The sequence below is a fragment of the Vibrio kasasachensis genome, from assembly GCF_050337565.1.
In the GTDB taxonomy this organism is placed as follows: Bacteria; Pseudomonadota; Gammaproteobacteria; order Enterobacterales; family Vibrionaceae; genus Vibrio; species Vibrio kasasachensis.
This window is the reverse complement of sequence record NZ_JAKJTB010000011.1, coordinates 142,361-165,603: the sequence shown is the minus strand read 5'-3', so window position 1 is coordinate 165,603 and position 23,243 is coordinate 142,361. Positions and strand designations below refer to the sequence as shown.

Below are 23,243 nucleotides of genomic sequence, written 5' to 3'. Positions count from 1 at the left end.
TCCTATTAACAAAAACGTCGCAAATACTGCGGCGTTTTTGTTAATAGGCTTTGATGCCAAATTCTCTTAATTTGCTGGGTAGTACTTGATCCAGTTTTTCAATTTCATGTTCAAACACTTCAATCAGTGAAAATTGGTGTTGCTGATAGAGCTGCTTGATTCGCTCAATTTCTTTACCGCTTGTTGCGCCATTATCATCTCCCCAATATTGTAAGTAGACTTTGCCTGTAGGTAGATAAAAGTCACTTAGATGATCCTCTTCAGTAGGGAGTTGTCTATCATAGGCGTGCACAACCCCATTCATGTAGAGCCAGTTATCAATGATTAGTTCTGCGCGAGAACGAACATAATGTCCATCTAATGTACGATGTTTTGCGGCAAATTTTTGCTGGAAACTGGAAAATGATTTGTCGGTGGCTTTTGCATTGGCATCTTGTCCTAGGTATTCCAGCACCGTTTGTTTTAGGCGTTTATTGCGGGTAATTGTGTCATGCCATATCACGAAGAGTTGCTGGCTTTCTTTATCTGTCTTTTGTTGTGCGCCATGGGTTAAGCCTGCTGGTGTCACTTGCCAGCCTTGTTCAGTTTTGCTAATCCAGCCTAGCTCACTAAGTAGTTGATTGATTCGCTTCGCATTGAGGTTTAATCGCTCACCAAGCTGAGTTGCACTGAGTAATTGACCTCGACTCAATGAATCATCGATCAATAGGTTTTCAGGCCAGACAATAAATGGTCCAAACTTTGTATGCTGAATGTACTCACCGCCAAACTTGATACCAATTTCTGTGAGCACCCATCCATCTTCGCTGCGGTTGATATACCCTGCGCGTTTTAGTTCAGCGAAAAGCGATTTTGCTGGAATGTCGCGTTTCTTGGCAAGTTGAGAGGTTGAGAGTTTTTGTTCAGTCATACAAGCTCCTTACGGGCAGTGAAAGACGATTGTCGCAGCCAGTTTACATCTCGCCAAGGGAATTTTAGAAGTGGTTGGGTGTGGTGGGGCTTGTGTCACGACAATAAAAAAGCAGGCTATACCCGTCATACTTGAAGTTGCAGCTGTGTTGGCTGTGTTCGTGCGCCCCAATCACATAGTTCACCTATGCTCAGGGGACTTTCTTACTTGCCGCCTACCTGCATCTTCAGGTTTCTTGGGTATAAGCCTCCTCGATGGGTTGTTAATCGACGTAAGCGTTAAAATTGACTTGATTGCGCCCAGCGCTTTTTGCTTTGTATAAGGCTTTTTCGGTTCTATTGAGCGTATCTTGATGCGCTTCGCTTACCTGTCCCCCGCCAATACTGACCGTAAAAGGGATGTTCGTTTCACCTATTTGTACAGGATTCTTCTCAATGAGTTGCTTTAATTCCTCACATTTATACAGCGCGTCATCGGCATTGTGAGCATGGAAGAGCAAGCAAAACTTGTCTAAACCGTCACGTGACAAGCTGATAGCACGTGGTTTAGGAAAGCAGGTATGCATCATTTCTGCGGTAGCCAATACAATTCTATCGGCACACTGTGAGCCGTGGAGATGCAAAATCTGCTCAAAGAAATCGATTTCCAATTGGGCAAAAAAGACGTGTTGGGAATTTTGATGGCAATCGATGGATGCATTCATGGTGTGCTGGCTGTCTAGTTTTGTCATTACATCTTCGCGCATCAAGGTATTACGAAGGAGTAAGTTGCTCAATGCGATTTCGCTATAATCTCTAATCATGCGCAGAATACTGCCGCTGCTCGGCAGAAACGCTTGAATATAAATAATGGCAATAAGTTCATCTTGGCTATGCAGGGGGATGACGTAATGATTGGAATGGATCTGCAATTTTTGCGCGAGAGGATCGGCTTCTGATTTGTTTAGATAACGGATCTTTCCCGGGAGGAAGAGATTAGCGATCGTTTTGTCTTTCATGAAAACTCGGCCGTTACCATGAAAATCTAAAGTAGAAAAGTGTCCATGCTGGCTATTGTACAAGCAGAATTGTATGCCTTGGTGTGGAATGAATCGGTCCAAAGTATAACGTAATTGGTGCTTAAAAGTGGCGAGATCCGTTTGCGTATTAAGACCAGCGAGCGAGAGGCTTAATTGTTTGGTTAAATAGCTAATCGCAATCGCTAAATAGAGTAATGAAGCAATGAAAATGGCGGTCAAACCAAATTGATAAGATGTCGATAAAATATCAGAGCGATCAGTGCCAGAAATAAACACCCAATCAAAGGCGTTGTCGGCTTCAAACACGGACATTTTAAATTGCTCTCGGTAGTAGTATTCATATTCACCAAATATGGTACCTGATTCAACCAACTCGCTGATGCCACTATGGTAACTGATTGAAGGCGTACCGATACGATCTGGGTCTGGATGAAAAATCAATCGACCCGTATGTTTATCAATAACAAATACATAGCCTTCATCTAGCGTGCGTAAGCCGCGCAAGCTTTGAGTGGTGTGTTTTAAATCAAACTCAAGCCAAAGTTGCTCGGTATCATTTGGTGTATATTTCACCGCAAATACCCAGTATCCCGGTGATTTTTCATACAGAGATGAAATCGCGATATGCGGAGAGAACTTGACCAATGGCGTCCATATGATATTAGGGTCTTTCTCTGCTGTGGTGGGGTTTAGTAATACAGAACGATATTGCCCTGTCTCAAGGTTTACGTGGACAACGTCAGCATAGATAGGGGAGTGTTTTAAAATGCGTCTTGCTGTGTTATTAAAATCAGTAAACGATTGAGTGTCATCTAGGATAAATAGCTTGCTTGAAGCGGCTTCAACTTGAGATGAAACCAAATGGGCAGCGGTGCTTAAGTTTGCTAGGGATTGTGAATGGGCGTTTTGCTCTGATGTTTGAAGTTGCTCATACGCTAGATATAACATGCTCAAAGATAATAGAATGACGTACGGTCTAAGTGTTTGTGTGACGATCTTCGGTAAAGCCATGTTGGAAATTGCCAACTTATTAAAAATTATTGTGATTTGTGTCTTATTTTAAAGCTATTTAACTAGATGATCAACGCAGTATTGAGGGTTTATTGCATCAAGTTGAGTATTGGTATTTCTCACCTCGATGCTATATATACCCAAGTAACTTCAAGACTCTGAATCCTGTATCTTGAAGTCACTTGGATATAGGAGGTTACTTTCGCAAAAGATTGGATGGGCAGTAAAAAATGGCAATTGACGAGGGTTCAAGAAGAATTTGTTTACGTTCTACACGCTGATGCATTTCAGTTGACCCCGTGTTACAGATCATCAACCATTCTTGACTCGTCTCATTTGGTAAACTGAAACGAGCGGGAGCATCAGTTTGGTTGATGCCGTAGAAAAGTTGCTCACCATTCTCGCCTATGCCCATATGAAGACCAACTGCTGTTAATTGATTCCAATCTTGATGGCTAATTTCGCTCCCATCGAGTTGTCGCCAATTGACACGATTGCTGTTTCTACTCTCACCGCTAAAGGCACGAATAAATGGCACCATATAGCGCTGCCGTGCGGCAACCATATCTGCGAGCCATGCTCTGAAATTCTCTTTGCTCTCATCCAGTTGCCAATCCAACCAACTGATTTCACTATCTTGGCAATAGGCATTGTTGTTGCCTTTTTGGCTGTGAGAGAGCACATCAGCCATTAAAATGTGTGGGATGCCAAATGAGAAAAGTAATGTTGCCATAAAGTTGCGTTTTTGTTTTTCTCGGATTGCTATGATCAGTGGGTCGTCGGTTGGACCTTCTTTACCGTAGTTTGCTGAGCGGTTGTCACCGTGACCATCTCGATTTTGTTCACCATTGGCCTCGTTGTGCTTCGATTTGTAAGAGACCAAATCCTGTAAGCTGAAGCCATCGTGGTATGTAATGTAGTTCACCGTAAGGCGATAGGGCCAGTTCGATGCGCTATAAAGGTCCCGTGAGCCCATAATGCGGGTGGCGAGTTCGGTTAGGTAACCTTGGTCACCGCGCCAAAAGCTGCGGCTAATATCGCGCAGGCGGTCGTTACATTCACTCCAACCAAATGGGAAGTTGCCAACTTGATAGCCATTGGGGCCGATGTCCCATGGCTCAGCAATAAGTTTAGTTTTTTTGAGTATGGGGTCTTGTGCTACTGCTTTGAAAAAGCCGCTATTCGGGTTGAAACTCTCACCTTCTCTGCCGAGAGTGGCAGCAAGATCGAATCGAAAGCCGTCAATATGATACTCGGTTACCCAGTAGCGCAAGGTATCCATAACTAGATTAAGTGATGGCTGATGAGTGAGATCGACCGTATTACCACAGCCAGTGTAATTGGCAAAGTTCTGACCCTGCTTAAGGTAGTATTTCTTATCTAATGCTTTGAGGTTAAAAATAGGGTCATCTTGCCCGCCTTCCGCCGTGTGGTTGTAAACCACATCCAGTATCACTTCTATCCCATTTCGATGCAGTTCTCTAATGGCGGTTTTCAGTTCAGTGACCGCATCTGAATTTGCATAGCGAGGATCGGGCACCATAAACAGGTACGGGTTGTACCCCCAGTAATTAACCTTTGCCATTTTGAGCAAGTGTGGTTCGTGCATGCAGGCTGCGACCGGCAATAACTGGATAGTGTTGATGTTTTGCTGCTGGTAAAAACTCAGCATGGCGTTGCTAACCAAACCTAAGTAGCGCCCGCGTGAAGCATCGTCTATTTCGAGGTTTAACTGACTGATCCCTTTGACGTGAGTTTCAAACAAGACCATTTCATCTTTGTCGCGTTGTGGTGATACCACACCTTGCCAATCAAACTGATCATCTGTCACAAGACACTTGGCAAGCTGAAAACTCTTTCTCGCGTTGAAGGTTGGGTTGTAGTGCAGTGCTTGGTCGAGAGCTTTGGCGTAAGGATCGGCAAGATAGTGCTCTTGTCCTTTGATGATGGCGGTATAGCCATACCGTTGACCAGCAGTGATGCCTGTAATGAAAACATGTTTGATACCAGCATACTCTTGGTCAAGTTCGTAGCTGACATGCTGACCTTGAGCATCAAACAATGCTAAACGAATCTCTTTGCAATCAGGGGCGTATATCGCAAAGTTACAACCTTGCTCATGTAAGGTCGCTCCTAAAGGGTATGGGCTAGAAACTATTATTGTCATGTTTTTCGTTGATTACCGTGCTGCTTGATGCGTAAGCCTAAGCTCTTTAGTTGTTGGTATTGCTATCTATATGGCTAATTTATGTACGCATCATATCAGTGTATGCCTCAAATAAAGAACTATAGGACATTATGTGTGACAAAAATTTGTTCGGTAGCTAATAAATTCTCTTACAAACAGTGACCCAGTTCGAATAACCTTTATTTTTGCATCGTTTGTGTGTGGTTAGCGCATTGGGTCAATTGGCGATCTTTCCTTCAAATCAGTGAATAGGGATCACAAAGCCTAAGTTTTATTGCTAGGGTGTATTCTATCTAAGCTATTAGAAAATAGACTTTATCGCCTTAGTTTGTTTGGTTTTACTAGCAAGCATGCTGGTACAAGCTTTGACTCTTTAACTCAATTATCTAAGCTTAAATGTAACTAATTGCCAAATGAAAGGAGAACATAATGGCGACATTTAAGCAGGATATCCCCAACCGAGTGACGGTTTACCATGATGACCTTGAGCAAGAAAAAGCATTTAAAAATGCTTTAGCCCCAGAAAAACCCCGTTACTTTAATGGTTCACCAACGTATCACGCAGAAAGTATCGATGCCTTTAAGCAACGCTTAGAAAACGTGGGCTTGTCGCAGGATTAATAACCTCAGTCCAGCTAAGTCATCGCTATCGCCCCCGATTTTCTAGTGTTTATGAAATTAAGCGATGGCTTTGCTGTTTTTGCTTGGTGGTAAGCTCTGCTGTTTTGAGAGACCAAATCACTAATAGTCTGGTTCTTCGCTGAACTCCTAAAAGCGTACCCATATAAGTTTCTCTTCACTTCAAATATGAGGGTTATCATCGCAGTTAATTGGACAAGGACACTGCAAAAGTACTGAGCATAGACCTGTAATCTCTTCCCCCCCATACCCCAGATTTAATCCAATCGTTCGGCTTTGGAAGCTCATGAATTGAATGCTCAAGGATAAGCTGCATTTTAAAGCCGCTACAAGCCATCTTGTGAAGTGACCTCACTTGGGCTTTCATGTGAATTACATCGCAAATTAATCTTTATTTTCAGTGTGTTAGTTGGGTGTTGATAGTTTTATTAGGTATATAGTGATGGCGCTCACAATTTACTGTTTGGCAGGTGTGATAAAGTCGCGCGCTTTCCGTATTTTATTCCGTAATTTATTCTGTGTTCTATCCTCTAGATTGGGTGTGAATGCAAATTTTCATGAGCATTAATAATGAAAAAAATTAGTTTACTCACTGCATCGATTGCATTGGCATTAGTGGGTTGTGGTGGTGATAGTAATGAAAACTCACCATCATCTGACTATACATTTACTGTATTAGATGGTTATTTGTCACATGTAAATATCACAGCTGACGTTGACCTTGATGGCTTCTGTGAATCTGAAGTGATCGGCACTACAAATAGCGCGGGCATCGCTCAGTTAGCCAAACAGTACAAAACAGCGAATTTATGCGCTGTGACTACCGCTGACTCTATCGACGCTCAGCGTGGTCCTCTAACTAGCACCAAGACTTTAATAGCACCAGCTGGCAGCAAGACTGCCAACCCATTTACCGATTTCAAAATGCGCTTGATGTTAGCAGATGGGGAAACTAACGAGGCGGCAGATAGTTTTATTGCTGACGCAATGGCAGACCTAGGTTTGGAATTATCCGTTATTTATGGCGATTATATTGCAAGTTCTGAAGGTGCGCCGAGTGATCTCGCCCTTAAAAAAGTCACCCTTATTGGTGAAACTTTATTCGATAATCCATCGATTTCTACGGACAAGTTAGAGGGAATAACAACCGCAGTTGCAGCCCTTAATGAGACAGAGCTAAACGAAAACTATATTGCCATTGGCTCTGATGGTTCGATAACACAGCCCTCTCGTCCAACCTTGACTGCTGATAGCACTGAACAAACGATACAACAACACAGCGCAATGGTTGAAATTTCTTTAACAGCAACTGGCACCAATTTAGATTATATACACTCGGGGATCCCTGCGGGCATCACTTTTGATTCTCCTACAGCGACGTTTAGCGGTATACCGACCACTACTGGCGTTTTCACCATTAACACTGTGGCTATCGATGCAAATAAAGGTCGTTCAAAGGTTGTCACTCTTACGTTGACAGTTGAAGGCAATAAAGCTCCAGAGGTAGTCACTCCTACACCAGAAAATGTCGATCTAGTCTATGGTGCTAGCATTACAGATATTGATGTAACGGCTTGGTTTAGCGATCCTGAAAATGATACGTTGACTTACCATTTGGATCCTAAATCTCCATTACCAAATGGTTTGGTGCTTAACGAGCAGACTGGACTTATCTCTGGCACTGTAGAACAAGCTGGGTCATTTGAGATCAATGTGTCTGCCAAAGACCGAGACAACTACTCAGACAAAGTCACAGTCACCATTACTATTGACAATGAGCTACCACCGGTTTTGACCCCAACCATTCCTGCACAAACGGTTAAGCAAGGCGAAGATATTACGCCTATTGATCTCACTACGCTTTTTGGTCCCGACCCTGATGGTGGTGAAAACAGTTATCAATTGTCAGGTGCCCCTGTGGGAATCACCATTGAAAACGCCTCTATTGTTGGCTCCTCTACACAAATTGGTACTCACCTTATTAAGGTTGTGGCGATTGATGATGAAAGCCAAAGCACTGCACCTGTTTCATTTAATCTGACGATAGAAGCAGATGAGAGCTTACCTGAGCCTGGAGTGGGTTTTGCGAACTATGAAGGCAAGCCGTTATATTGGATGCAATGGAATAAAGATGGATTTAAGTATGACACTCTAAACCGCAAACTGGAAAGCGGAATTATTGGAGATCACGTTGGTGGAGTAACGGGTAATTACCAAATGAATGCGGATGGCACTTTAGTGTTTGCTATGGATGGTAATGAAGATCATCTGTTAGACATCGGCTACGAAAGCGCTGATGTGCAATTACTGGTTAATACTGGCACCGGTAATAGTAAATATATTTGGCTGCAAAGTACGGATCAAGCAAAAGCAAATGAACTATTGTCGAACCTGAATGGCGATAAACCAACGACAACAAAATTTATCTTAGACCACGAATACGTCAATATTTCTGATGATAGATCTGACAACGTTGACGCGGGGTCGTACTGGCAATGTAATAGGCTTAAATTCACCTCGGGTAATCAGTTCATCATGAAAATGTGTGATGCGGATGAGGCATTTACAGGGTCGTATTCTTATATTGAGGCAACAGGCAAGTATGTGCTCAGCATTGATGATGGAGACATGGAGCTTATCGTCACTGGCGGGCAAGAAGATATGCTGATCGTGAATGAAATTGGAAATTTCTCAGCTAAGTACTTCTTTAAAGATCAAAATAAGGGCATGGCATTTTTTGACAAAGTGCGACAATTGCCACTTGATGACAATCAGGTTAAAGAGTTACTAGCATTTATGAATCAGATGAATGCTTTTGACTCTCCATATAACCAATTAGGGGTTGCGCGCTGGAAAAAACCAGAGGAACGCAATGGTGAAAAGTATGACGTCTATGTTGTCGGCAATGAATCCGAACTAGCTGAAAATATGGTTAAGGTTACAGATGGTATCGCCATACTAGAACGTACATTGGGCGATTTCTTTAATGCTCCGATTTTTGTCCAATTTGATACTAAAAAATATGAAAACCCTGAAATTCCGCATCAGCCTAACAATAGTATTGGTGTAGAAACATTTACCCATGATCTGGAAAACGCAGGTATTGCTACCAGCGGTTTCGTGGTTTCGTTCGATACTGCAGTGGTATTTAACAACGACTATGCGGGCTTTTGTGCCAATGCTACGACTAGACCTTATAATGGTGACACGCGCCTTAGCATCGACGCAAATACTCAATATATTAAAGATTCGGGTCTAGCTTGGATTAATCTCGGTAATGGTAACACTGAGGGTAAGTGTGATTGGAATGCAGAAACCGTTAGTCACGAATTTGCTCACAGTTTAGGTTTTGCCAAACACAGTAACGACAAGGATAGCCCGTTTGCGAGCAATGACTATTACAGTAAATGGAATAAACATTCAGAGCGTTTGCTTAAGAGCTTATACCTTAATCCACCGAAAACAGCGTATAGCGAAATGGAATTATCAGCATTAGAAAAATAAGCTGATAACAAGCTCTCTGGTTATATATGAGACTCAGCGGAGTCTGTAACATCCAAGCCCAACGTCGTTCAAAGCGTTGGGTTTTTTTGTCTCCACCTAATTGTAATTGTCGCTATAAGCGAAACTCCACCTTAGTTCAGAGGAAACTCATCTCTTAAGTGCTGTTAGCAATTGAGATGATACGCTTGATCACCTCATCTTCTGAAACATCTGAATTGCGGTAGTAACGAAATATCTCAGAATTAATTGCTTGTTGAGCGACCGGATTGACGGCCATTGAATCCGTCATACTCGGTACGGTTAATCCATTTTTGGTCGCTTGAATGAAATCAGTATGAGATTGAATTTGGCACGGGTTAAATCCTGAGATATTGATATCAGTACGAACTGGGATCGCCCCTTTTATTTTGTTGAACTCTGTCTGAAACTTCTTATCAGCGAGAGCATCTGCGACTTGTAGAGCTTGCTGCTGAGTAAAATCAGCAGCCACCATAAAGATGAAACTATCCATGTTGTAGAGAAAGGCATTATGTGATTGTGGCGCGGGGTAACAGCCTATCTGTTGAGGAACATTCACATCGGATGCAAGTAGATCGCCCAGTATCCAATCGCCTCCTAATTGGAACAATGCTTTGTTATCAATTAGCGCTTGGGTGGCGGTATCCCAGTTTTGATTTGGATGCTGTGCTTCAACTAAATTCGACATTTTCCTTAGTTGGCGTAGCGCTAAACGCATTTGCGCGCTGTTAATATGGTCACGTTGTAATTCAACCAAAGCTTTGTGATAAAAATCGACCCCACCTGTTGCGATAACTAAGTTCTCAAACAGCATCGCTACTTGCCAAGCTTCCTCACCAATGGCGAGTGGGATCATATTATTTTGCTTGGCTTTTTCCATTGCTTGGAACATTTCTGGCCATGTTTTTGGTACGTTGAGTTCTAGCTGATCAAGTAACGTGTGGTTGATCCATAACCAGTTTAAGCGATGCAAGGTAATGGGTAGAGCAATATAGCCATTGCTTGTTTTATTGATGTCGATAGTGAGTGGGTATAAGTGTTCATCCCAGCGATGCTTTCTTGCGGTTTCGTTGATGGTATGGACAATGCCGACTTCATCCCAGGCTTTAATGCTGGGACCTTCGATTTGCGCAATGTCAGGCGTGTTGCCTGCCAATGCCCTGGCTTGTAGCACCGTCATTGCAGTGTCGCCACCGCCGCCAAGTATTGACGAGTGATTTAGAGTAATACCCTGCTGCAGAAGGTGCTGCTCTAAAGAATCTAGCGCTTTCTGCTCGCCTTTTGAAGTCCACCAGTGAAGAATTTCAACGTCGCCCCAACAGGTGGTGGATAGGCTAGCGAGAATGATGAATAATGATGTTTTTCTCATAACTAATCTCTTGGGAATTCGAGGGTTGCGCAAAGACCGCCCCGTTCAGTTATATCTAGCGATAGCTGCCCGCCGTGCGCTTTAATAATACTTTGTGAAATGGTCAAGCCAAGACCGTTGCCTTCTTGATCGTTGTGACCGCGATAATAAGGTTGGATGAGTTTATCTAGCGTATACGGATCGATAGAAGTGCCATGATCTTCCACTTTAATGGTTACCGCTTCGAGAGTTTCTTGCAGGTAAAGATCGACTTTTCCACCATACTTAACCCCGTTATCAACTAAGTTTTGAATGCAACGTTTTATCGCCAGAGGCTTGCCAGCATAGCGGCTAACTCGAGAGTTATGTATGGTTATGTTATCTCCTTTAGGGTCAACGGCGCTCGCGACATGAGAGACTAACTGCTCTAAATCAATCGGTTCTATATCTTCATGAATGTCGGTTTCTTTAATGCACTGCAATGCGCCTTTAACCAACAAATCAAGATCATTGGCGATACGAGTGAAACGTTCTCGATCTGTATCGTCATCAAGCATCTCAGCGCGTAGCTTTAAACACGCTATTGGCGTTTTTAAGTCATGAGATATTGAGCCAAACAACATTTCTCGATCTTTAATATGGCTATCGATACGACGATTCATTTTGTTAAACGCATGGACCGCTGCTTGCAGTTCTGCGCTGCCTTCTTCTTTTACTTCTGGTACTTTTAATCGGCTTGACATTAGTGTTGCGGCTTTAGCGAGTTGGCGAATGGGGCGAATTTCTCGTTGCACTACACACCAAGTACAAATTAGCAACAACAGAGCGGAAAGCACGAATGTGAACCACTCTCGGACCTCAAAATAACTGGTTTCTAGGTTGATATATGGGGCGGGAAGAACAGCAGCAAGGTAGAACCAAGCGTTCTTATCTACTTCAACTTGAATCACTAATATGGGAGGGTTTAGGTCTCCATACGAGAGTGAATAATGCCCCCAAAGCATAGGTAATTCATCAATTGATAATTCTTTGTTGAAGACTTTCAGTTTGTCTCGTCGAGTGAATTCTACCTGTATATTGGGAGCGTCCTGTAATTCGTTAGATAACACCCCTTCAACCTCATCTATTACCATTGTTTTACGATCACTTGATGGTAATGGCGAGACGGGAATTTGGTGATTATTGAGCGAAACGAAGAAGCGTGTTCCCCCCATGTTTCGCAATTGATTAAGCACTAAGTGACGATATTCAGGTGGTAAGGTTTGGAAAAAAGAAATTGTAGAAGCGGCGCTGAGAGCGAGGCTATTTACGGTGGTGGTTAAGCCTTCTTTGTCTTTTTCACTGCTGTGTTGATACCAAATTAATCCAGCGAGAAATTGGGCGAGAATAATGACGCAAAGTAAAAATAAGCTGGTACGCATCGCGAGCGAATTGGTGAGACCTTTAACTTTCATACTGCACACCGGCAGTTAACATGTAGCCTTTGTTGCGTACTGTTAAAATGAGGGAACGGTCTTTATCATCGAGATGGTGGCGCAGGCGGCTGATTTGCACATCAATTCCGCGCTCAAATGGATCTGCGTCGCGTCCCCAAATTTCACGAGCAATATCATCACGAGAAAGGATGGATTCAGAATTGGAGATGAATAATCCCAGCAGAGAAAGATCGGCACCACTGAGTTGCTTGACTGTTTTGGATTGGGTGTGCACGAGTTGGCGGGTAACTGTGTCTAATTGCCAATCATCAAAACGAACTTTACGCGCCAGTTTTGCACTGTGGCTGGTAATGCTCCGGCGTAGGATGGCTTTAATTCGAGCAAGTAGCTCTCTAGGGCTAAATGATTTGGTTATGTAGTCATCAGCGCCCATTTCTAACCCGGCAACTCGATCCGTTTCTTCGGTGACGGCAGTCAGCATGATTATTGGCACATTAGAGGAGCGACGAAGCAACTGGCATAGCGTAAAGCCGTCATCTCCGGGCATCATGATATCGAGAATAATCAAATCTGGTTGATGAGTTTTCAGGATACCCCACATCGCCACGCCGTTTTCAGCTCCAATCACATCGAACCCCGCTTTACCTAAGTAGTCACTTAATGCTTCGCGTAGTTCTAGGTTGTCATCTACAACTAAGATTTTTTTCGCACTCATTCGCTATCCAATTGCTTAATGTTTATGCCATGAATATGATGCCATTGCTGACATTATTCTCAATGTTTGACTCGCTAAACTGATGCCTTCAGTAAGTTATTTTTGTAAGTGCGCTCTTACAATTTTGTGTAATTTTGCAACCTTCAACTTTCTGGAACGCGCTATTATGCTTACGATATAGCCAGATGGCGGATGACTCCGTACTTTTGTTTGGTACACTATCTCACTTGGCAAAAGTGTTTCGATGTTTGGCTATATCCCTAGTTTTTGGCAAGAATCATCTACCCGTTCCTTAGCCCCCAGCTTATAGTGGTAGTGGTAAACCAACCTCGAGAGAGGTTGGTTTTTTTTTAACTAATGTGGTCTTTTCTATATCGCCACAATGCCATGCTTAACAAAAATAATAATATCATCAAGGGCAGTGTGCCGCCGCTTCGGCGTTTGGTGACACTTTCAATATCGACAATGGCAGTTGCGGTCGCAGGCAAGTCTCCATCCGAAATGGTGTATTCAATTTGCACTTGCCCAATCACATCTTCAGCGGTGTTAAACACAAGCTGCTGATGGCTGATTTGCACCTCGCCTAACCCAGATAAAATGGTGGCGTCGGTGATGGTGAAATGATCACCATCGGGATCGGAGTCATTGGCGAGCACCTCAAGTGGCACGGCCGTTTCGTTTTGCTCTACAACAAACTGATCATCATTGGCAACAGGGGCTTGGTTTGCGGAGATCGGTGTTGCCGACCCACTTGGATCAAGGATCACGGCATTAGCTAAACCATCGGCATCATTGCCCCCGCCATCGCGAATTGACAGTTGTACACACCAGTCGCCAGTTTGTAAGCCATAACGCCATGGCGAGCCTTCGTTATTGGGAGCCGCAGGCGGCGGACAGTATCCATCTTCACCACGAGCAGAGCTAACCGCACCATTGGGTATGGCTGCATCTGGCGTGTCATGGTTGATGTCATCAATGAAATCGTGCCAGACATTATTTAATTGTTTGCGATAAAGAGCATTGCTCGGGATCGGCAACTTTTGCGGTAGCACGACATTGGCGATTTGGCCGGGAGCGGCTAAGCCTGAGATCACAAAGTCATACACGCCACCAATGTAATGATGATGGTTATCTGGGGCAGGGGTGATGATTAATCCCCCCGTCATTGAATTGGCAACCGTGGTACCTTTTCGCAAGCAAAGCCCTGCTTCTACTTCCGCCAAATATCGTTGTGTAACTTGAGCATAAGCTGGCATGGTGTGACAGACGCTGGAGGTATCTAAGAAATTCGGGATCCCGTCTAGGTCATCATCGGCGTGGGTTTCTTGGTCGTCAGGGATTAAATCACCATCGCTGTCTTGATGCGGTGACAGCGGTTCAAGCGCTCCAATTTCAAAGTGGATGTCATGCTGTGTTTGTACCGAGGGTGCATCAGTACGAGTCACGGTTACGGAAAACTTGTGAATGCCTTCGGCGAGTTGGTTCGGGTCAACCACCAATTCCTGCGCGTTTTCACTTATTACGGTGACGTCTTGATAGGTCCAATCATAGAGATAATCAACGTTGAGTTGGTTGTTGTTGGCGACCGCTTGAAAGGTGATCAACGAGTCATTTTCTACCCAACGGCGTTGTTGTCCATTTTGATAAACGCGCGATGCTACTTGCGGCGGCAGTGACTGATTGAGCGTCGACAGAGTAAAGGCTTGCTTACTGCCAGTGTTTAACAGCCTATCAGGATGTTCAACATCAAGAGTTACTGTCATCTGTGGCGTTGGCTCTAGGGTAGGATGAGCGCTTACCGCAAGTTCCAAATAGCCGAGTGTTCCATCGGTAATATTCACCACCCCTGAGTCTGAAAGAGAATCACCTGAATCGGAGTGAGTGATCACCTGATATGGCACCTCAATCGGGTAGCGAGGCGACACGCCATTGAGAATGAAAGGGACTTTGAAGGTGGTATTCTCACTTGAAATTGTCACGTCAGCGCCGAGTGACACCGTCGGAAAGACGTCAATGGATTGGGTTTCAATGCGATCATTGCCTTGGCTATCTTCGACTAACCAGCGCACATAATGACTGCCTGACAACAGTGGCGTGTAGCTATCCAGCAGTTTGGCAGGGAGGCGATCACCTTGATAATCGTAAGCCGTCGGTGGCGTGAGTGGCACGCGGGTAAATAGTGACTGAGCATAGACAGTCACGTCGGCAGGATCTTGAATATCGGGTTTATTTGGTTCGGCATCGCGATTGATGTGCAATGTCACCCGCGCTGAATCAGTTTGCTCTAACTCGTCCTCAATGGTGTAAGCGATGTCTACCAATGGCAGAGGGGCGTTAAGCATAATCACTAACTGACCATTGTCGATGTTGATTATGCCGTCATTGGTGTTAGCGGATCGGATCGAAATAGGTAACTCGCTAGAATGGCTATCATTTTCTAGCACTGACAGTGTGTACCGCTCAGCCTCGTTTGAGGTGAATGTGAGCACATCATCAACCGCGATGGGCTTTGCGTCATCCACGCTGAGTGTAAAGCTCGGCAATGCATCAGAAAGGCCGGCGAGGTCGCTGACTTGAATCGTAATGTTTTCGCTCACCTCACCGCGATACTCCTCATTGGGGATCCCCGTTAGCTGCCCAGTGGAACGGTCAAAAGAGGCCCAAGCGGGTTTGTTGGTGATGGTAAATTGATGTGTGTCGTTGCTGTCTGGGTCTGATACGCTCGGGGCAAAAACATAGCGCTGATTGACACCAACTTGTGTGTCGGGTGTGCCGGAAATGCTCGGTGCATCATTGACGTTCGTCACCGTCACATCCACCACCGCGGTTGCGGTTTGGTTGTGAGCATCGGTGACCCAGTATTGAAAACTGTCGTGACCTGAGTGCTCACCACGGGTGGTAAAAGTCGCCATACTGCCTGTTAATGCCACGGTTCCCATGCCGCTGCTTGGCTGGCTTACAGAAAACTGATGGCGATCATCCGGATCGGGGTCGGTGATGATGGTGCTCAAGTCAAGCGTAATGCTGCTGTCTTGTGGCGTCTCAATATGGTGGTCATTAGCGATTGGCGCATCATTCACGTTCACGACGGTGACGCTTATTTTGGCGTTCACCGGGGGGCTGTTGCCATCGGTGACCCAGTAGAAAAACTCGTCTGTGCCAACATAGTCTGGGTCGGTGGTGGCATAGGTGGCGATGCCTTGCGCTGATACCGTGGTGACGGCTTTGCCGCTGGCGGGTGGTTGAACAAAAAAGGTATGACTATCTTCGCTATCCCCATCACTGATCAGTGCCGTTAAGTCAATAGTTTGAGCTGTACCCTCATCAACCAGCATAGCGCTAGTCGTGGCTGTGGGTGGGTAGTTAATGTTCTCTACGCGTAAATCAAAGGGAGGCAGAGTATTGGAAACTTCCCCTTGAGTCACCGTAATCACCATATCACTGCTCTCACCAATATCCGCTTCTAGCGGATTGCCCGACAACAGCCCGCTGTTTTCATCCAGTGTTAACCAGCTCGGCGCATTGGCAGACAGTGCGTACCGTAATGGTTCAGTTGCCGGTGTTGGGAGTGCGGTAATGGTTTGATTGAGGGCGCTCCCCTCTGGCAGCGAAATTTTTTCAATAGCTTGGCTCGGGGAGGTAAACAGTGGCACAGCGTGCTGGCGAATCAGCGGGTACTGCCCATCTTCAAGTAGCCAGACCCCTTGGTTCCATGCATCGGCACGTTGCCAATTGGCATCAAGGAAGGTGTTGATGTTTTGCAATTCAGCGGTGGTTTTTGCGCCCTCTTGGGAACAATCAAGGTAGCCAACTTGGCAATCGTAGAAGGCTTGTTCTATGTTCGCGCCGCCAAAAGACAAACCATCGTGATATTTATTCGCTGTAATGCTCGCTGTTGAGTAACTGTTTTCGATGGTGGGGTAAATACTGTTATAGATGTTTGCCCTACCAATGATACTCGAGACCTGCTCGTTTCCGGTAACTTGCCCTATTACATGGCTGTTGGATATTTTGTTTGTGTATCCTGTCTTTCCGATTACACCACCAATGTACATTTGCCCTGAAATCGTGACGTTGGAGACCGCTTGATGAATTTCAGAATAGTGTGATTGTCCGGCAATACCACCTACAGAGTTATAGCCCTTGATGATTGCCGTTACATTGAGGTGGGATAGCGTTGAGTCGTAAGTCGATGCAGCAATACCACCCATGTAGCTGTTGCCATTAAGAGTTGCGTTGATGGTGGCATGATTAATGTTGCCATATTTTTGTTGAGAGACAATACCACCAATGTTAGATATTCCAGTAATTTCGCCACTAAAGCTGACATCTTCCAATCGAGAGTTGTCAGATTCTGCCACTATGCCTCCGACAACGTTTGTTCCGCGCACTTTCCCGGTGACATGGACATTTTTAATCGTGGAGTTGGTGGAGCGCGAGGTTAGTCCACCAGTTATTGTCTGCGCCTGTATGTCAATATCTTTTAAGTGAAGGTTTTCAACTGTGGCATTTTGTAAACCATCAAAAACTCCGGATCTTTTTGCGCCATTTCGAAACATATAGAGATTGGATATCGTGTGGTTATTACCATTAAATGTGCCAGTGAAAAAAGTCCCTTGCCCGCTTGCAATAGGTCGAAAACCAGTCGCCTTTATTTGTTTTTCGGGATGAATACTATCGAATTGAAAGTTCCAATATTGGGTTTCACTGGCATCGATATTGGTTCCCAGTTGCCAATGTTTATCGAGACCTGAACTGAATCGGCTAATCCAACGTAACTCTGCCAAAGAGGTAATCGTCCCTGAATTGCCATTATAATCTTTGGGCTCAACCGGCGCTGTTGTCACATAGATGGTTATCGGTACATCAATTTGATGTTCACCATCGCTAACACCTACAGTGATATTTTCGACACCCGTTTGTTCAGTGCTCGTTCTTGAATAGTAAATATAGGTAGAAGATTTGGTTATTGTTCCGAATTTAGTCTCGCCAGAGATCTCAAAAGATAAATCATTTGAGTCGATGTCTTTAGCGATGTCTTCAAAATAAATGAGTTGGTAGTTATAAGTTGATGTTTGAACAAGTTTCGCTATTGGCGGGTCATTGATTGGCAATATCGTAATATCAGCGGTGCCATAGACTTTCGGGCGTAGAAGGTCACTTGCAGCAAAGGTGGCAGTATCTTGTCCTGAAAAATCGGCGTTAGGTGTATAGATAAATTTTGAGTCAGAGAGTTGGGATATAATGCCGTTCTCGGTAGAGACTTCGCTGTAAGATAGTTGTAGATGTTCTGGGTCTTCGATGGCGTGATTTAAATCAATCACAATCGCATTGTCTTCATTGGTTTCAATCGAAAATGGTTTTGTCGTTATCGGGTCTATCACTTGAGCAATAGCAAGAGTAATCACCACAGATTGACCATTCACCTTAGCGGTAAAGCTATCGTGACCAAAGTAGTGCGCATTTGGTTGGTAGATATATTCGAGTGGCGAATTTCCTGATAAATGACCTTGTGTTGGATTTGAAGTAATCTCAATGCTAGGTGTGTGATCTCCGTTTGCGATCAAACGGAAATCGATGATGTGGTTGCTGTCTTCGAATAGATAGTAAGTGAGATCATTAGGTATATTTTGTGAACCAATGTTTAGAACGATGGTTTGTATAATTGAATGCTCTCCATCTTTGACCAACACACCGAATGAGTCCGAGCCGGAATAATCGGAGGGAGTCTCAATAGTGATATTTCCAGTCGCATCCATGCTACGCAGCGTAACATGGTTAGGCGGTGTGCTAATGGTGAACTCAAATGGACCATTTTCTTCATCTACAATCCAATTGGAGAGCGGCAGTTCGGTCACTATGCCTTGATTTAATGCCAGTGTGATTGGATGCACACTAGGCTTGTCGTTGGTCGCTGTTACGGTTAGGTTAACACTGGGCAGTACGTTCCAAGCTTCACCTTGCTGCGCAAAAATAGCCACGCGGGATGTCAGGTTTGCATGAAGGTGAGTTGGCGTGCCAGAGATCAATCCAGAACCATCAATAGTGAGCCAACTCGGCGCACCTTGTAATTTATATTCAACGGGTAATGGATTGTTTTCATCAGAAGTCGCGGTGACTTGCAATTGAAATAGTGAATCTTCCTGTGCAACGTAGTTTGGTAGCATTGATGTAGGATGGGTAAAAATTGGGATCGCTTCTAGAGCCAGTTGAAGAGGAGCGTTTTCCTTTAACTGCCAAACACCTTTCGCCCATGCATTGGTAATATCCCAATTGGGAAAGTTTGCAGCTTGGGTAAAGAATGCACTTTCTCTGCCTAATGATGGCGTATCAGGTGTTGTACAGTCGCTATTGTCAGGCGTATAACCACCTAACTCACAGTCAAAATAACTGTCGTCGATGGTTGTTGTATTGTCTGCTTTACCATACAAGCCTGCGGTGTGGGCATTGCTGATTATCAGAGTGCTCGAGTAACTGTTTTTTATTGCGGATTCAGTTACATAGCCAGCTATACCACCACCACGTTGAGCCCCACCCGATGTAATGCTGCCACTGGCAAAAGAGTTCAAAACCGTGGTGTTATCTTGTCGCCCGACAATACCACCAATTATTCCGCGCCCAGGTAAATTCACATCGCTTTTTGTTGATGAGATTGTTGAGTTAGAGGACTGACCGATGACGCCACCCAAGTAATCAATACCATAAACTAACCCCGTTATTTCAATGGCTTGTATATTACTTTGCCGCGCATAACCGATTAGACCGCCCACGTATTTTTTGCCGTATACTGCAATATTATCCAGTTTAAGATTTCTGATGGATGCCCGGGATGTATAACCGAAAAAACCGATATAATAATAGTGGGGATAGTTAACGTAAACGCTTGTTATAGTGTGACCTTGTCCGTCATAACCACCTGTAAATTGGGTCCCTGATGTAGAACCGCTGCTGTAGTCACCAATCGGTCTAAAACCCTCCCCATCATTCCATTGTTTCGTCTCGGTGGCATCAATGTCAGCGATTTGTACCCAATCTTCATCCCATGCGGTGGGGGTTTCACTTAGCCAACGCAAGTTTGCCAGCGTGGCAATTTCTCCGCCTTGACCATCGAGATAGCCATCGGGTTGAATTGCAATTGTCTCCGCTTTTACGCCAAAGCTTACTGCGGCTAATAGCGGCAGCAGTAACAGCAGTTGAGAGTAAAAAAGCACGCGTTTAGACATGAATTGCCTTTTCTATGTGAATATAAGGTTGGCGAATGAACTTTTGTATGTGCTTTGATATTTTATTCAAACTAAGGTGCTAGGTATATCTGCTTGATTCAGCCTTAGTTATGGCTCGCAAACCCCATGTAACCTAATGACTAAATGCGATTGGCTTATCGTGATTCGATGTCTATTTCAGGGTGTTGCACGTGTACGTTCTCGAAATTATTCATGTTGTTACCTCAAGTTATATTGAGGTAAGGTAAATTCATCAATAAACTAACTTGTGAGTTGTTGAAAGGAGACGTAACTATGGATATGTCGGTAGGGCAGGTCGCTGAGCGAGCGGGTGTAAAGGTGTCGGCTTTGCATTTTTATGAGCAAAAAGGGCTAATTAGTAGTTGGCGGAATCAGGGTAATCAGCGTCGCTATGACCGAAGCGTTATTCGCCGTGTCTCGGTTATTAAGGCAGCGCAGCAAGTTGGCCTGTCGTTAGATGAAATTCACCAAGCATTTGAAACGTTGCCTAAACATAAAGCGCCATCAAAAAGTGAGTGGGAAGCCATGGCGACACAATGGCATCAGCAACTTGAACATCGAATTATGCAGCTGAAAGCACTGCAAAATGATTTGGACGCTTGTATTGGTTGCGGGTGCTTGTCTCTAGATAGTTGTAACCTACGTAACCCTCAAGATGAGAGAGCACAAGACCACACAGGTGAGTCACTACTTACTAACCCTGAAGAACCTCTTTAAAGAGAGAGTGCAAACCAGAGTAAGATTGGCAATGTTATAATACTGAAGAAATTACCGAACAACACCATTGAGGCAACTTGGTCTGGTGCGATCTTAAAGCGTTCGGCAAATAGGTAGTTCATTACTGCTGGAGGCAACATAGCGAACAGTACCATCATTTGCAGTTGCATGGTTGGTAGTGGAATAAAGGCGTAGATTAGACCAAAGGCAATTGCACCGGTAAACAACGATTGAGCGGTGCAGAGAATCCCCACTTTTAGCCCTGAGAGGCGCATATTACACATCTGCGCCCCGAGCGATAACAACATGACTGGCACGGCAGCTTGCCCAAGTAGCTTGGTTGCTTCATACAAAGGCGACCATACGGTTAACCCTGTGAGATTGATAGCTAAAGCGGCGGCAGTAGCAAGAAAAACAGGCATACGAATGACTTGCTTAAATGGATTGCCCTTGCTGAGTACGGCGAGACCTAAGCTAACATGAGTACAAGCGGAGACGACAAACAATAATACCGCAGAGGCGAGAGCAGATTCGCCAAAAGTGTAAGTAAACAAAGGGATGGCTAAGTTTCCGCTATTACGGAACATGTGTGGAGGAGCCCAGGCTCTATATTCAATATTCATCAGCTTGCAAATTGGAATCATCACAACCCCAGGTACCAAAACGGCGATTAACGCTGCGCTAAGCAGCGGTATTTGCTCGGTATCAAGTGGCATAGCGACGAGTGAAGAGAACACCAATGCCGGAGTGAAGGTGTCCATATTAATACGGTTAATCGATTTAAAATCAGGCCGAATCCAACGACCAACCGAATACCCGACGAGTACGAGTGCAAAAACTGGGAACAGTATCCCTGTGACTTGTCCGAACATTCCATTGCCGAAAATAATTGAATAGAAGTTAAACAATACCAGCCTTGGAGGGATGAGTCACGAGCGTAACACGTCTTTTCCCGCCCAATATTTGAGCATCAAACGATTTGGGTTCATGCTTGCTTTAACTTGGTTAATATCAAGAATTGCAAAGAGGTCTAAATCAGGTTTTTGCTCTAAGAGCTTGTTCACAAGTGGCAGAATTGAGGGCTAGGTTATAAGTTTAGATTGAAAGGCTTGGATATTGTTCATTTTTCAGGCTTATTGATAGATGACGTATATAGAATATTATGAGTAAATAGAGGCAACCATGTATAAACTCGTGTGTGGTATCAGTGCGTTAGTGGTAGGGTTCCTGATTTTTTGTAGTTATGACTTGGTTTTCTCTAATCAATGGTATATCACCCATTCTGGTGAACTTCTTCTTACTATTTTGAGTGAACTGCCCAGTTTGCGTGAATTTCTTTCTGGTTCTGGATTTATGGATGTCACCAGACTTATATCTCTGTTGCAATCCATCGTATTGAGCTTTGTTTTCGCGATAATATTTGGCTCAATTTTGGGTGTTTTTACCAGTCTTATTAGCGTTGTGCAGTACGCTATACTCGGCGCTTTTTGTGGGTTCTTATACTACGCACTACCCGCATTGGTTGTGTATATTGATGGTAGTTTCTTTGGCAATACGCTGAGTTTTCCGCTTCTGCCCGTTAACGGAATTGTAGATGTTCTAATTTGGTATCTTCCATTAATGATTGCGGTTTTTTTCACCGCAACCTCCAGACGAAGAAAACTAGCTCAGACGGAGCGTTTTTGGTTTAAATAATTCCAAAAAAGAGGCGTTATTGCCTCTTTTTTGATTAAACCAATTGGTAGCTGATCATGTAGAGCTGGTCTAAATTAGGATAGATTTCTGCAATCAGTCGTTTTAGCTCGTCCAAAGGTAACGCTTCTTGCTCTGCATGAAATTCATTAATGTCTTCAAAAAGCAAAGGTTGAACAGATAAGATTTTAATCTCACATACCTTTTCATCTGTTTCTAAAGTGAACACCTCTACCTGAGTACCCGGTACATAGTGGCTTTCTGCCTCATCGCGGATTGTGATGGTCTTCAAACCAGAGGTAATAAGAGGTGTCAGAAACTCAAAGAAAGTGATTTTAGTTGGTGCTTGGTTCATGGTGATTCCACGGAGTTATTTTCGATCATTATTATACTAGAGAATTTCCCACCGTGAGTAGGTTAAGTGTAGCGGCTGAAATGACAAAGACCTGCCAAAAGAAGTGGCAGGTCAGAACTAGATAAAACATTGTTACGCTAAATGTAGCTAAGCGTATGTTAACAAATGGTGTTTACGCAGAAACGGAGCGTTTTAGCCAGATGTTGGAGTTGATGTAAGAGCCGACAACTGCAATGAGCATTAGCGGACCAAGTACGCATGACATGAGTCCACAAGTCACTTGTTTTGCCATATTCGCTTTCATAGGTGTGAAAAATTGAGTAGCAAAAAAGATAACCAAACCTGCAATCGACCATACAATCATAATATTTCCTAGTTTCACATAAGGCTTATTGCCTCAATACCTAAGATAAATACTTATGAAAAAAGGTGTTATGCGAATAGTCAC

General features: G+C 44.1%; 14 protein-coding genes. 4 read left to right on the top strand and 10 right to left on the bottom strand.

All coding sequences use genetic code 11. The features are described from left to right. Window positions 1-40 precede the first annotated feature (40 nt). The 3 genes from L4C38_RS07640 to glgX all read right to left on the bottom strand — a co-directional run bounded on the left by L4C38_RS07640 (window position 41) and on the right by glgX (window position 5,106). Window positions 41-910, bottom strand: coding sequence for a glycerol kinase (locus L4C38_RS07640; RefSeq protein WP_428796943.1), 870 nt, complete (start codon window positions 908-910; stop codon window positions 41-43). Window positions 911-1,172: 262 nt separating this feature from the next. Then, complete coding sequence (locus tag L4C38_RS07635) at window positions 1,173-2,939, bottom strand: sensor domain-containing diguanylate cyclase (RefSeq protein ID WP_428796942.1); 1,767 nt, start codon at window positions 2,937-2,939, stop codon at window positions 1,173-1,175. Between the two features lie 196 nt (window positions 2,940-3,135). After that, window positions 3,136-5,106: a glycogen debranching protein GlgX gene (gene glgX, locus L4C38_RS07630; RefSeq protein ID WP_428796941.1), complete on the bottom strand. Its 1,971-nt coding sequence runs from the start codon at window positions 5,104-5,106 to the stop codon at window positions 3,136-3,138. A 450-nt stretch (window positions 5,107-5,556) separates the two neighbouring features. On the opposite strand from glgX, the gene L4C38_RS07625 reads away from it, so the two are divergent. Both L4C38_RS07625 and L4C38_RS07620 read left to right on the top strand, forming a co-directional pair. Further along, window positions 5,557-5,748 carry a hypothetical protein gene (locus L4C38_RS07625; protein WP_428796940.1) on the top strand — a complete coding sequence of 64 codons (192 nt, stop codon included), beginning with the start codon at window positions 5,557-5,559 and terminating at the stop codon, window positions 5,746-5,748. 588 nt (window positions 5,749-6,336) lie between these two features. Beyond that, window positions 6,337-9,270: a putative Ig domain-containing protein gene (locus L4C38_RS07620; RefSeq protein WP_428796939.1), complete on the top strand. Its 2,934-nt coding sequence runs from the start codon at window positions 6,337-6,339 to the stop codon at window positions 9,268-9,270. A gap of 154 nt (window positions 9,271-9,424) precedes the next feature. Here the strand turns inward: L4C38_RS07620 and L4C38_RS07615 are convergent, their stop codons facing one another. From L4C38_RS07615 to L4C38_RS07600, 4 genes are all read right to left on the bottom strand, one after another. Beyond that, a complete protein-coding gene (locus L4C38_RS07615) occupies window positions 9,425-10,657 on the bottom strand; it encodes an ABC transporter substrate-binding protein (protein WP_428796938.1) in 1,233 nt (410 codons plus the stop codon). A gap of 2 nt (window positions 10,658-10,659) precedes the next feature. Further along, window positions 10,660-12,090, bottom strand: coding sequence for an ATP-binding protein (locus L4C38_RS07610; RefSeq protein ID WP_428796937.1), 1,431 nt, complete (start codon window positions 12,088-12,090; stop codon window positions 10,660-10,662). After that, the gene (locus L4C38_RS07605; protein ID WP_428796936.1) at window positions 12,080-12,787 is read right to left on the bottom strand and encodes a response regulator transcription factor; all 708 of its coding nucleotides are present in this window, start codon (window positions 12,785-12,787) and stop codon (window positions 12,080-12,082) included. The genes L4C38_RS07610 and L4C38_RS07605 overlap by 11 nt, the downstream gene beginning before the upstream one ends. Before the next feature lie 350 nt (window positions 12,788-13,137). Further along, entirely contained in the window at window positions 13,138-20,010 is a 6,873-nt protein-coding gene (locus L4C38_RS07600; RefSeq protein WP_428796935.1) for a tandem-95 repeat protein, read from the bottom strand. Window positions 20,011-20,304: 294 nt separating this feature from the next. Here L4C38_RS07600 and soxR point away from each other — a divergent pair, with 294 nt between their 5' ends. Beyond that, a complete protein-coding gene (gene soxR, locus L4C38_RS07595) occupies window positions 20,305-20,748 on the top strand; it encodes a redox-sensitive transcriptional activator SoxR (RefSeq protein ID WP_428796934.1) in 444 nt (147 codons plus the stop codon). Here the strand turns inward: soxR and L4C38_RS07590 are convergent. Continuing rightward, window positions 20,745-21,620: an AEC family transporter gene (locus tag L4C38_RS07590; RefSeq protein ID WP_428796933.1), complete on the bottom strand. Its 876-nt coding sequence runs from the start codon at window positions 21,618-21,620 to the stop codon at window positions 20,745-20,747. The two genes, soxR and L4C38_RS07590, sit on opposite strands and share 4 nt — an antisense overlap. 310 nt (window positions 21,621-21,930) lie before the next feature. Here L4C38_RS07590 and L4C38_RS07585 point away from each other — a divergent pair, with 310 nt between their 5' ends. Beyond that, the gene (locus L4C38_RS07585) at window positions 21,931-22,443 is read left to right on the top strand and encodes a hypothetical protein (RefSeq protein ID WP_428796932.1); all 513 of its coding nucleotides are present in this window, start codon (window positions 21,931-21,933) and stop codon (window positions 22,441-22,443) included. A gap of 34 nt (window positions 22,444-22,477) precedes the next feature. Here the strand turns inward: L4C38_RS07585 and yqfB are convergent, their stop codons facing one another. Together yqfB and L4C38_RS07575 are read right to left on the bottom strand one after the other, a co-directional pair. Next, window positions 22,478-22,795 (bottom strand): N(4)-acetylcytidine aminohydrolase, encoded by a 318-nt coding sequence (yqfB, locus tag L4C38_RS07580; protein WP_428796931.1) that lies wholly within the window; start codon window positions 22,793-22,795, stop codon window positions 22,478-22,480. Window positions 22,796-22,967: 172 nt separating this feature from the next. Then, window positions 22,968-23,159: a hypothetical protein gene (locus L4C38_RS07575; protein ID WP_428796930.1), complete on the bottom strand. Its 192-nt coding sequence runs from the start codon at window positions 23,157-23,159 to the stop codon at window positions 22,968-22,970. Window positions 23,160-23,243: the final 84 nt, after the last annotated feature.